This window comes from Algibacter sp. L3A6 (assembly GCF_009796825.1).
Lineage (GTDB): Bacteria > Bacteroidota > Bacteroidia > Flavobacteriales > Flavobacteriaceae > Algibacter.
Genome location: NZ_CP047030.1, coordinates 1,608,540 through 1,621,939, shown reverse-complemented (window position 1 = coordinate 1,621,939; position 13,400 = coordinate 1,608,540). Strand labels below are relative to the sequence as shown.

7 protein-coding genes are annotated in these 13,400 nt (G+C 35.2%); 3 read left to right on the top strand and 4 right to left on the bottom strand.

Going from position 1 to position 13,400, the window contains the following annotated elements; translation table 11 throughout:
* The 3 genes from GQR98_RS06805 (at position 1) to GQR98_RS06795 (ending at position 5,680) form a co-directional block, all read left to right on the top strand.
* Positions 1-1,467 carry a SusE domain-containing protein gene (locus GQR98_RS06805; protein ID WP_159018855.1) on the top strand — a complete coding sequence of 489 codons (1,467 nt, stop codon included), beginning with the start codon at positions 1-3 and terminating at the stop codon, positions 1,465-1,467.
* Between the two features lie 137 nt (positions 1,468-1,604).
* Entirely contained in the window at positions 1,605-4,964 is a 3,360-nt protein-coding gene (locus tag GQR98_RS06800; protein WP_159018854.1) for an alpha-amylase family glycosyl hydrolase, read from the top strand.
* The gene (locus tag GQR98_RS06795) at positions 4,964-5,680 is read left to right on the top strand and encodes a hypothetical protein (RefSeq protein WP_159018853.1); all 717 of its coding nucleotides are present in this window, start codon (positions 4,964-4,966) and stop codon (positions 5,678-5,680) included. The genes GQR98_RS06800 and GQR98_RS06795 overlap by 1 nt, the downstream gene beginning before the upstream one ends.
* Positions 5,681-5,784: 104 nt before the next feature.
* Here the strand turns inward: GQR98_RS06795 and GQR98_RS06790 are convergent, their stop codons facing one another.
* The 4 genes from GQR98_RS06790 to GQR98_RS06775 form a co-directional block, all read right to left on the bottom strand.
* Entirely contained in the window at positions 5,785-6,636 is an 852-nt protein-coding gene (locus GQR98_RS06790; protein ID WP_159018852.1) for an endonuclease/exonuclease/phosphatase family protein, read from the bottom strand.
* Between the two features lie 12 nt (positions 6,637-6,648).
* Entirely contained in the window at positions 6,649-8,235 is a 1,587-nt protein-coding gene (locus GQR98_RS06785) for a family 16 glycosylhydrolase (protein ID WP_159018851.1), read from the bottom strand.
* A gap of 93 nt (positions 8,236-8,328) precedes the next feature.
* Complete coding sequence (locus GQR98_RS06780; protein WP_159018850.1) at positions 8,329-9,855, bottom strand: SusD/RagB family nutrient-binding outer membrane lipoprotein; 1,527 nt, start codon at positions 9,853-9,855, stop codon at positions 8,329-8,331.
* Between the two features lie 91 nt (positions 9,856-9,946).
* Positions 9,947-13,132 carry a SusC/RagA family TonB-linked outer membrane protein gene (locus GQR98_RS06775; protein WP_159018849.1) on the bottom strand — a complete coding sequence of 1,062 codons (3,186 nt, stop codon included), beginning with the start codon at positions 13,130-13,132 and terminating at the stop codon, positions 9,947-9,949.
* Positions 13,133-13,400: the final 268 nt, after the last annotated feature.

Below are 13,400 nucleotides of genomic sequence, written 5' to 3'. Positions count from 1 at the left end.
ATGAAATTTTATATAACCAAAATAAGCTTTCTGTTGCTTTTGTCAACAATGCTTTTCGCGTCTTGCGAAACAGAAGAAAGCCTAACAATTACAGCTCCAGAAGCTGAGTTTGTTCTAAACACACCAGGTATTAGCACTGTGTTTTTAAATTTTGCATTGCCAGATAACCCTGCATTTACATTGTCATGGGAAGACGAGGTAACTGGAAGCAGCTCTTACACCGTTGAAATGGCGACCGACGCTGAATTCACATCGCCGTTCACTCTAGGTACAACCGAAGCGAAAAACTTCTCAATGACCGTTGTAGAGTTCAACAATGCCATTGCAAATTCAGGTGCAACAACATTTAGAGATGTGCCTGTCTACATTAGAGTTTCCGCGGGAAGCGAAATTTCTAATAGTATTTTATTACTAGCAACTAGATATCCAACCGATGCTCCTGTAATTTCTAGCCCTTTAGCTAGCGATACTTTTGTTTTATCTATTGGATCTGTTGACGACACGGTTTTAACTGTAAATTGGACAGATGCTGTTTTAGAATCTTCTTTAGGCACCGACATCAATTACACTATTGAAGCCGCTACAGCAGGAACTGATTTTGCAAGTCCTGTTTCTATTGGAACAACAACTAACGCAAGTACAGTATCATCAACACATTCAGAATTAAATGCAGTTGCTATTGGCATTGGTTTAACTCCTGAAGTTGCTGGCGACATGGATATTAGAATTGTGGCAAAAAACACAAATTCTGGTGGTAGCGAATTAACTAGAATTTCCGATGCGTTAACCATTTCTGTTACACCTTACCTTTCTGCATTCCCTAACTTATATGTTGTTGGAGATGCAACATCACCAGGATGGAGTAACGATAACAATAACACACCATTATTTAGAAACCAAGATGTACCAAACAACTATGTTTATGTTGGGTATTTTGGAGCAGGAGCTTTTAAATTATTAGAAACTAAAGGCGCATGGCAACCACAATGGGGAACAAATGATGGAGCTGCTCTAGCAGTAAATACTGGTAGCGGTTCAGACCCCGGAACATTTAATGTTGCCACTGCAGGATACTACTCGTATAATTTCACTACAGTCGGAGAATCTGGAAGCTTTACAGTAGAAGCATACGATGCTTCTGCAGCACCAACATATACTTCTATGGCTATTATTGGAGATGCTACACCAAACGGTTGGGATGGTGACAATGACACTAATTTTACTCAGGACGCTAACAATCCACACTTATGGTACATTAATGGTGTAACATTAACAAATGGAGGTTTCATCTTAATTAGAGCAAATGATGATTGGGCAGACGTTTGGAGATATTCAGGATCTAGTGAACTTTATGGTAAAGCTAATTTATCTGGCGGCGGAGACAACATTCCGTTTAACGCAGAAACAGGCAGTTACGATTTCTGGTTCAACGATTTAGATGGTAGTTACAACATTATACCAAACTAAAATATTAAATCTATAAAAGAGGCTGATTTATATCAGCCTTTTTTTTCTTAAAAAGGAAGCTATTAGAAAAAAGACGTGTTCGTATACTTTCAACTAAAACCTTCTTATTACTACAACTTAACTAAACACCAAAACAGATGAAAAAACTGTTACTATTTACGTTCTTGTTATTTAGACTAACCGCTATCTCGCAAGTTACTATTTCACCTAGCGCTTTCGAAGTTACAAGCCAAATAACTATTACGGTAAATCTAAGCAGCACGGCAACAGATTGCAATAGTATATCTGCACCTAGCAAAGTCTACATGCACTCTGGCATAGGTAACGACACCGATGCTTGGGGTATTAAAACCATAGGAAATTGGGGCGCTGATGATGGCATTGGCGAAATGACAAACAATAATGACGGCACTTGGAGCATCACTATAACACCATCCGTTTATTATAGTTTAACAAGCGAGCAACAAAGCGAATCTACCAAAATGGGTATAGTTTTTAGAAATGCATCTGGAAATCAAGAATTAAAAGCATCAGGTTGTGCCGATTTCTTTTTCGATATTGGTTCTTTTCAACTATTTTTAAACATGCCTACAAAAACAACAACCATTTTGAATGCTGGCGAAACGCTTCCTATTAATGCGACTTCTAGTACTGTGGCCAACTTTACACTTCTGACCAACAATAACACAGTAGATACAGCTATTCAAACTACAACATATACCAACAATTACACGGTAAACGAAACCACAACATTCGAGTTACAAATTACCGATGGCACACAAACAGAATCTAAAACATTCGAAGCTATTGTAATTCCGGCTACTACAGAAGCCGCTTTACCAAATGGGTTATTAGATGGTATTAATTATAATGAAACCGACAACACTAAAGCTACTTTGGTGCTTTATGCGCCGCTAAAAGAGTTTGTACATGTCATTGGCGACTTTAATGATTGGACGATAGATGATGCTTTTTTAATGAAGAAAGACAGCAGTAAAGATCGTTTTTGGATAGAACTAACAGGGTTAACACCACAAACCAACCACATGTATCAATATATGGTTGATGCTTCTATAAAAATAGCAGATCCATATTCTCCTGTTATTTTAACAGAATCGAACGATCAATATATCAATGCGGTAACTTATCCCGATTTACCAGCATATCCAACAGGAAAAACAAACCACAATATTACTTTATTAAGAACAGGAGATGCAGACTATAATTGGCAAGTAACCAATTTTACCGCCCCCGAAAAAACCGATTTAGTAATTTACGAATTACTACTTCGCGACTTTGATGCTCTACACAGTTTTGATGCTTTAAAAAGCAGACTAGATTATATAGAAAACCTAGGTATAAACGCCATAGAACTAATGCCATTAAATGAATTTGATGGTAACGAAAGTTGGGGCTACAACCCATCATTTCACATGGCGCTCGATAAATATTACGGTACCCAAAATGCTTTTAAAGCTTTGGTAGACCAATGTCACCGTCGTGGCATAGCTATTATTGTAGATGTTGTTTTTAATCATGCTTCTGGACAAAATCCATATTACAGACTTTGGAACACCGATAACGGTAATTACGGAGGAACCGCCTCTGCAGATAATCCGTTTTTTAACCAAACAGCAAAACACGCCTATAGTGTTTTTAACGATTTTAACCATAGTACAACAGCAACTCGTGATTATGTAAAGCGCGTTACTCAATTTTGGATCGACGAATATAAAATTGATGGTTTCCGATGGGATTTAACCAAAGGATTTACTCAAAATTGTACTGAAAGTAACGAGAGTTGTACTGGAAGCTATCAGCAAGACCGTGTAGACGTTTTAAAAGAATATGCAGATTACCAATGGGATAAAAAAGATGATTTCTATATTATTTTTGAGCATCTTGGTGGTATTACTGAAGAGAACGAATGGGCGAACTACCGCATAAATGAAGGCAAAGGTATCATGCTTTGGAACAATTTAAACGGAACTTATAGCGATGCCACTATGGGGTTTTTCACTGATGGAAAATCTAACTTCGGAAACGTTTCATATAAACAAAAAGGATTTGCACAAGCCACACCATCCGTAAGCTACATGGAAAGCCATGATGAAGAACGCATGATGTACAGAAACCTTAATTTTGGAGCAACCAACACTAATTATAATGTTAAAGATTTAAACACAGCCTTAAAACGTGTAGAAACCGCTGGGGCGTTTTTCTTTACGGTACCAGGACCAAAAATGATTTGGCAATTTGGAGAATTAGGTTATGATATTTCTATAGACCAAAACGGCAGAGTTGGCAATAAACCTATCCTTTGGGAATACTTAAATGATGCTAACCGAAAATCTGTTCATGACACTTGGCGTAATTTAATTCGTTTAAAACTTGAAGAACCCATATTCAAAACCACTAATTTCGAGGTTGACACTAACAAATCTTCAGGATTAAAAACCATCCATTTAACACTAGATAGCGCTACAGAAAACGATATTAAATACATTACCATACTTGGTAACTTTGGTATTACAGCACAAAATATTACGCCTAATTTTCAGCAAACAGGTACTTGGTATAATTTGCTAGACAGAAACATGCCTATGGAAGTCACCAGCAGCACGGCATCGATAACTTTAAAGGCTGGCGAGTTTATTATTTTTGGAGACAAAACCTTTATTACTCCAGAAGATCTTGATAGCGATGGTGTTTTAAACACAAATGATGCGTGTAGCAACACTCCAATTGGAGCTACAGTAGATGCTAACGGTTGTGAAATATTTAGTTTACCGGCCAACAACTTTAAACTACAAATTGGTAACGAAACTTGCAGAAATAGCAACAATGGTTTTATTGATATTTCCGCAGAAAAGAACCTAAACTACAGCGTTAAAATTACAAGCGACAACCTAAATAGTGACGATGCTTTTACAAGTAGTTTTATTAAAAACAATTTAGCTTCTGGTCATTATAATGTTTGTATTACTGTTGAAAATCAACCAGATTACGAGCAATGCTACAACATTACTATAACGGAGCCAGAAAATTTATCGGTACTATCAAAATCTGCAAATGGCAAGAAATTAGTTTCACTTAACATGAGTGGTGGTTCTCTTTATAAAATTACGCTTAACGGTATTACTACAGAAACTTCGAATTCTGAAATTGAACTTACTTTACAGAATGGAGAAAACACGATTACCGTAGAAACCGATAAAATTTGTCAAGGTAAATTTGAAGAATCTATTTTTTATGGAGACGAATTAACGGTGTTTCCTAATCCAATTTCAAATAACGAATTAAACGTTTACTTGGGAGAATTAAACAACGATAAAGCTATAGTAGAACTCTATTCTATTTTAGGAAAACGTGTTTACAACACTGAGACAACTAGCAACACACTAAAAATAGATGCAACCCTATTAGAAAAAGGCGTTTACTTATTAAAAGTGGTTACAAAAACAGCAAACAAAAGTTTTAAAATAATTAAGAACTAATGAAAAATTCACTTAAATATATCTTCGGAAGTTTCGTTTTATGTCTTTTCATTTTTAACTGTGGAGGCAATAGCGATGACGATGTTGATCCGGATCCAGACAATGAAGTAAAAACACCAACTGCAGCAACTTTAACATTCCCTGAGGAAAATTCAGAATGCACCGAAGGTTCTAGCCTAACAAGTACAGAAAGCACTATTTTATTCAACTGGAATGATGCTCAAAATGTAACATCATATCAATTATTCGTTAAAAATTTAGACACACAAACCACAACCAATTACACAAGTTCGGTGTCAGAAAAAAGTGTTGCTATTTTACGAGGCACGCCATATTCATGGTATGTGGTTTCTAAAAACTCGGGAACAGAAACAGCACAAAGTAATACTTGGAAATTTTATAATGCAGGAGAAGCAACATCATCTTACGCTCCATTTCCAGCGGAATTGGTTAGCCCTGCTCTATCGGCTTCCTTAGCAGCTTCAACAGTAAACTTATCGCTAGAATGGTTAGGTGAAGATGTTGATAATGATATTACAGAATATGAAGTCCTTTTCGGAAATGTAAACCCGCCAACACAAGCACAAGCTACTACAAGCAGCAACAATGTTTCGGTAACCGTGAGTTCTGGCAATACTTATTTTTGGCGTGTTATTACTAAAGATGTTAATAACAATACTTCGGAATCTCAAGTTTTTGAGTTTACCGTTCAATAGATTCACCTAAAAAAAACACTTTGAAACTTGATGATAATTTATATCAAGCTTCAAAGTGTTTCTTATTAAATTGAATATTCTGAAAACATGCTTCTTTTGGAAAGTTATTTAATGATTAATTCGGTTAAAACAGGAAAGTGATCCGAAGGATATTTCAAATCCACCAAACTCGATAACACACCATATTTTTCAACTTCAATATTAGTTTTAGAAACAAAAATATAATCAATTCTACGAGTAACTAGTTTTTCAGTCTTAAAACCACTAAAAGTACCATTAGAGCCAAAAACTACTTTTGCTAAGCCTTTAGAATCGTCCATACTTTGGCTAAGTTTGGTAATTAACTCGGTGTTAGGTTCGGCATTAAAATCTCCCATTAAAACAACAGGCAAATTATTCGTATTAAGCGCTTTTATTTTATCCTGAATTAGAGCAACACCTTGTAATTGCGCTTCGTGCCCTTTATGGTCTAAATGGGTGTTAAAAACCCAAAACTTGGTGTTATTTTCTAAGTTTGTAAACAAACCGTATGTGCAAATTCTGGGATATGCAGCATCCCAACCTTTGGAAATTTGATTTGGTGTTTCTGAAAGCCAAAACGTGTTTTCATTCTCAACTTTTAGCTTTTCAGTATTATAAAATATAGCTGAAAATTCACCTATATTTTCACCATCACGTCCAACACCTATGGCGCTATAGCCCGTTAAAGCTCTTTTTAAATCGGCCATTTGATTTGTTTTCGCTTCCTGAACCCCCAAAACATCTGGACTATTAAACAATACTTGCGCACTTAAAAAATCTTTTCTGTTTGGCCAAGCGTTCTCACCATCGGAAGCGACATCTAAACGGATGTTGTAAGTCATTACCTTTAAGGTTTGACCTTCCTTTTTAATTTCATTATTACAACTCATTACACCCAAAATTAGAGTGAAACATACTAAAATATTGTATTTCATATCTACTTCTATTTACTTTTTTTGTTGAAAAACGCGTACATAATCGACCACCATTTTCTGGGGAAAAATAGAATCATCTATACCTTGTCTCCCGCCCCACATACCACCAACGGAAACATTCATTATTAAATAAAACTGATTATCAAAAGGCCATTCTGCAGTGGTTTTATGTTCATTTTCGATATGATTGTACACCACTCCATCCAAAATAAAATCTATTTTTTCGGGCGTCCATTCTACAGCAAACATATGAAATGTATCATTAGGCTTATCAATAAAAATAGTTTTGCCCTTTTGTGTGCCTTTCATGTGATTGTAAGCCTTAGTGTGTATAGTACCATGAATGGTATCATTATCATAACCAACATGCTCCATGATATCAATTTCGCCACTTTCCGGCCAACCTATACCTTCCCTCTTTTCACTCAGCATCCAAATTGCTGGCCACATACCGCGACCTTTAGGTAATTTTGCTCTAGCCTCAATACGGCCGTATTGCCATGCTGCTAGACCTTCTGTTTTTAATCGAACCGATGTATACTGGGCACTATCAATTTCAGACTTATATTTTTGCCATCCCTTAATCTCAGGGTTTTTAAAATCCTTATTAGCGACTTTCTCTTTATGAGCTTCAATAATTAAATACCCGTTTTCTACCCTTGCATTTTTTAAACTATCGGTAAAATACTGTTTTTCATTATTAGCTTTAAACCCATAATCATAGGTCCATTTTGCTGAATCGGGCTTGCCTTCATAGTTAAACTCATCGCTCCAAACAAGTTGATATCCTTTATTTATGGGGCTCTTATCAATACTTTTAAAAACCATTTCAGGCTCGTCTGTTGTAATATAATCGAAATTATTTACAAGTAACCACTCAATGTTTTCAACCTTATTAGCTGTCCAGGCATTTAGTGTTAATCCCATTTTTTTGGCCGACGAAATCCATTCCGGATGTTTTTTCAACTTATAAACCAAATAATCTAATCCTGAAACACCATCTAAACTTAATGTTTCTGGTGCCTTTGACCCATCTAGATACTGGGTTTTTGCTTGCGCATCAAGCGTTTTAATTTTCTTGAGAGTATCGTAACTAAAACTAATATAAGTCAAAATATAAGGATCCGCATTTAGCTCTTTAACCAAAGAGATAACCTTATCGGCAATGTCCGCATTTCTCCCTTTAATTTTAGAAGGTTTTATTTCGCAGACCAAACCTGTAGAATCATTATTGGTTATTCCTGCCAAAATATATGCTTTTAAAGTGGGGAGTATTTCACCGTTTGATAATTTGAATTTGGACAATTCTTCATAAGTAGATTTTTCCACCTCTAATCCGTGATATTCTGCATCGTGAGTAACAATGAGTACATTATCTGCAGTCATTCTAACATCAAACTCCGAACCTGTGCATCCGAGAGCAATAGCTTGCTTTAATGAAGCTATTGAATTTTTAGGTAAATTTTGACTTTTCCATGCGCCACGGTGTGCTATAACCGGGTTTTTGGCAAAATTTATTTTTGTGTTAGAATTTTCATCACAGGAATAAAAACAAACTATTAATAGTATTGAAAAAAATTTACTTATTAGTTTTAACATAATCTATAGTCATTAAATATTTTAAGCATCAAAAAATCTAAAGACAAATAATTCGTCTTTAGATTTTTTATAAGTTTATATCTTACAGAATTATTACTGTAAGTACCAAGGTGTTTTATTTATACCATCATACCCATCGAACTGATCATCAATAGCCTTTTGATAATTATCAGGGTTTGTTGTTTGTTCTGACACCGGATATTTCCAACGCTTTGGGTAAACCGAAGTATCATCAGGATTTAAACTTGTTGCTGGATCTAACGGATATTCAGGAAAACCAGTTCTTAAAAATTGGGGATAATTACCTCCATTACCCTGAAAGAAATCTATTAACCAACGTTGTGTTAAAATTTGTTTTAATCTATCTTCTTTGGTTCCTGTAGTGGTATAAACTGCGTCTCCAGTAAAATAATTATCAATATAAGCTTGATCGATAGCCATACCCTGAACATAACCATCTGTATTTGGCAAATCTTTATAATATTCAAGCATAGCTTTTACTCCATTTTCGTAATATTCTTGAGCATTTCCGGTAACCCAACCTTCTTCAATAGCTTCAGCAATAATAAAACATTGTTCGGCAAAAGTAAAACGCAACAAGGGCTCTCCATCCATAAAATCAACATAACGTGAGTTTAATAAAGAATAATCGCCATTATCTTTGTTAAAAGCTAATGTAGTTGGATCTAAAGATGTTAAAGCACCTTCGTAGGCATCAAAATCAGAAGCAGAATTTCCAGCATCTAATAATATTTGTGCAGGTTCGGCAAAATAAAACAATCTGCGATCTTTATTTGTTTTCAAGACATCAACAGTTAGTTTTGAAATAGCTGTATTAATTCTAAGGTTTTCACCATTATAGAATTGATGGTTAGCATTTGAAATTTCGGTGTAAACCAATTTGAAATTATCATCATTACTTTCCAATAAATTACCTGCACTTACAACAGCAGCAAAACGAGCCTTTTGATCATCTGTAGCTTGTCTACTTATGGTTTGTATCACTTTTAACTGCATAGCATTACATAGCTTTTGCCATTTTACAGCATCACCATCATACATAATATCTCCATCAAAATTATAACCTTGGGCAAAATAGGCTTCTGCTGTTTGTAAATCGTCTAAAATTTGAACAAATACATCTGCTTGTTTATCGTAAATAGGTCGTGTAATCCCTTCGTCCGCCATACCTGCTTCAGAATAAGGCACATCACCCATCGCTAATGTTGCCGATAAGCCGTAATATGCTTTTAGATATAACGCTAAACCTTTATAAGATGCTTCAGCTTGGTTTCCTTCGGCAAATTGCGTCATAAACTTCAAATCGGTAAGCATACTATAATCACCAAAACTACCAAAAGATGCAAAATAATATTGCGCTGAACTTGGAATACTTGGATCTAAGGCAGCAATATGTTTATTGAATAAGTTACCTGATACAAACTCAAAGACTCCACTTCCGTTGGTTGTAAATGTATTTTTCAATACTTGGGTTGCTAACATATCTGGAGCAACAATGGTAGATGCATCTGGATTTGTATTTATATCTTCAAAATTGCTACATGAATATGTAAAAGCAACTAAGACTGTTAATAAATATATATATTTTAAATTTTTCATTTGTTTTTATTTAATTGTTATCAGTAAAATAGAATTTGCTCGGTTTTTAATATTGACATTGCAACCTTGCTTATTTCTATATGCATTCTTACTAAAATGAAACTTTAATATTGGCACCAAGATATCTAACTGATGGGTCGGCAAAATCTTCAGTTCTATTATCTGGATCGGAATATTTATAATCTTTTGACCACAACAACACGTTTTGACCTATTAAACTAATAGATGCACTTTTAGCACCCCAACTACTTAAATACATTGAAGGAATACTGTAGTTTAAAGATATTTCACGTAGTTTAAGGTAGGTTCTAGAAAAAGCATCGGTTGTTGTACCTGTGCCTCCCCAAGCGCTACTGGCATGCAAATCTTTAGCTGCTCTTAAATATGTTGTTGCTATATTATTTGTTTCAAAAACGCGAGTATCACTAAGGATGGTACCATCGGTATCAAACTCAACTGTTCCGCTGGTAACCATAACACCTTCACCTATATAATTTGATGATCCTGGTGTTGCAACATCTAAGGCTCTTTCTGGTGTTACAGAATCTGGATGCACACCTGATTGCCACATGTAACTCTCGGTTCTAGAACTAGATAGACCGCCAACTAAACCATCAAAAGAGAGAAATAAACTAAAATCTTTATAGCGTAACGTTGAGTTTGCTCCCCATATCCAATCTGGATTAGAGTATCCGTATACAGAACTGTATGGATTTTTAACTATACGTCCATTGCTGTAAACGTGTTGCCCCGTTGTTGGATCCGTCATAAACTCTGCTCCTACATAATGATCGGTGCGTTCCCCTACTTTAATCCATGGCCTACTATCATTTTGCGTATATGTTTGATCAATTTTAGCATAAACATCTTTATAAGTTGACCAGTTAACACCTAAATCCCATTGAAAATCATTTGTTTTAATTGGAGTTCCGGTAAGCGCTAATTCCCAACCTTTACGATCTACTTCATCATCTTTATTAAGCACAACTCCTGTGTAACCAGATGCCGCAGATAACGCACCTGTTTCTAAAAAATCGTACATGTGTTTCTTGTAGTAAGACGCATCAATAGTAAAGCGTTTTTTAAAGAACATGGCTTGCAACCCAACCTCGTAAGTATTTGCGCTTTCTGGACTTATACTTGATAAATTGTATAAATTATTAGGAGCACTTGCTCCGTTTAAATCATTCCAAGTACCTGGAGACGTACTAAAAACACTATTAATATCGTAAATACCTGCAGGTTTTTTAGATTGTGTCCATGAGCTTCTTATTTTCAACAAATCCAACCAATCTCTAGTAGATTCCTTTATTAATTCTGACACCACAAAACTCCCTGAGAAAGATGGGTAAAAATAAGATTGTTTTGAGTCTGGAATACCTGGGCCAGCCAAAGTAGAACTCCAATCGTTACGCCCCGTGATATCAACATAAATTAACTTATTCCAAGACAAACCTAATCGACCAAAAACCGAATTAACTTGTTGTTGACTTATACTTTCATTTACAGAAGCAGGATTTACAGAAGCATTTAAAGAGAAAAATTCGGGAATAGAAATACCTCCTTCAGTATTTGCCGCTAAATTATCATTCCTTTGGTAATATATCGTTCCTCCGGCAAGATATTCAACCTCAAATTTATCATCAACAAATTTTCTATCACCAGAAAGTAATACATCATTATTTATACTGAAACCTTGAGTTTTACCTGTTACATAAGCACCTGTTCTTGAGCCATTCCATGTAGAAGACGCACCAGGTACAGATGTATTTCCTGTAGATGTATAAGACCCTTGAGATACTCTAAGCTGACCACGATCAACGAAAAAATCTAACCCAGAACGCACCGTTGCTTTTAACCAATCTGCCACATCATAACTCATGGTTAAATCAGCATTAAAAATGTCGCGAGACACTTCGTTGGTTTTTTGATATCTATCAAAATAAGGGTTGTTTTGATTTTTACCGCTATAATTATTGTTTTCAAAATCGTATCCGTAATGGTTGTTTTGTAACTCCCCAGGAATTAACCAATAATTATCTTTGTAATCACGTACATCCCAATCTGCAGGACTCCAAATTAACAAAGAATACATTGGGTCGTAAGATGTATAACCGTTAGATCCCATGTTTGGAGATTCTCTTTTAGAATAAGAGATGTTTGAACTTAATTTAAACTTATCTAAATTAACATCTCCACCAAAAGAATAGGTAAATTTATCTAACTTAGAATTTGGATATTGTCCTTTTTGCTCTATCCAGTTAACAGAACTTCGTAAAGCAATTTTATCTTCCTTAAATGCAATACTTATATTATTATTTGTAATAGAACCTTGCTCTAAAAAGTTTTTAAAATTATCCTTACCAATTGCAGAATACTCAAACTCACTAAAATCCTTAGCAATAGGGTCCCATTGCGTTTGCAATGATCCATCCATCACTTGCCCCCAAGATTCGTCGGTATTTATGTTGTAAGTATTGTTAGTACCTCGACCGTAAACACTTTGGCGCTCTGGAATAGCTAAAAACCCAGCAGAATACATAGTGTTACTTGTTAAATTAACACTAAAACCATCATCACCGGTGCTTCCGTTTTTTGTTGTGATTAAAATAGCACCGTTGGCTCCACGAAAACCATATAAAGCAGAAGCCGTTGCCCCTTTTAGAACAGACATAGACTCAACATCTTCTGAAGAAATATCACTAAGCGTTCTATTTTGGTATGCAATACCATCTATTACCAATAATGGCTCTTCCCCTCTAATTGTTATTTCCGGAGCTACATTAAAATCGGTTGAATTATTTACTAAAAGCCCTGCAACCTTTCCCGAAAGTGATGTACCAATATCTACGCCTGATACTTTTTGAATAGTTTCTCCACTTATTTCTTGTACTGAATATCCCAGTGCTTTTTGTTCTCTCTTTATACCTAAGGCAGTAACAACAACTTCGTCTAAAGCTTTAACATCTGGTTGTAATATAATAGTAAAAGATTGGCTAGAAATAGAAACTTCTTTAGTGATGTAACCCACGTAAGACACCTCTAAAGTAGCGTAGTCTTTTGTTACATTTATAGAAAATTTACCATCAAAATCGGTAGATGTTCCATTATTAGTTCCTTTTAGAATTACGGAAGCACCAGGTAAAGGCATTCTTGCCTCGTCTAACACGGTTCCATTTATTATATTTTGAGCTTGTGTCGTCGACATTGTAGCCACAAACAAAAACAGCATACATAATATTGTTTTTGTTTTTTGATTACATCGTTTTAGTTTCATAAAAATGTTGTTTTAAGTTTGATGTCAAAATTAAAACTTGAACGAATTTTTTACTCGAAAATAAAATTAAGTCTATGTAAAGTTAATCTCTGAAAATAAAAAGGCTCTAATTTTTAAAGTCGATAAAAAACGAACATTGTATTAATTGAATGTAAAAATCGAGCGATTGCATCGGAAACCTCTAGCAATAAGGGATAAATCGCATTTTTAAAAAAAGCAAACAACAAGTCAACAATAACAAGGCTTAACAGCTGTTGTAGTGGTAATG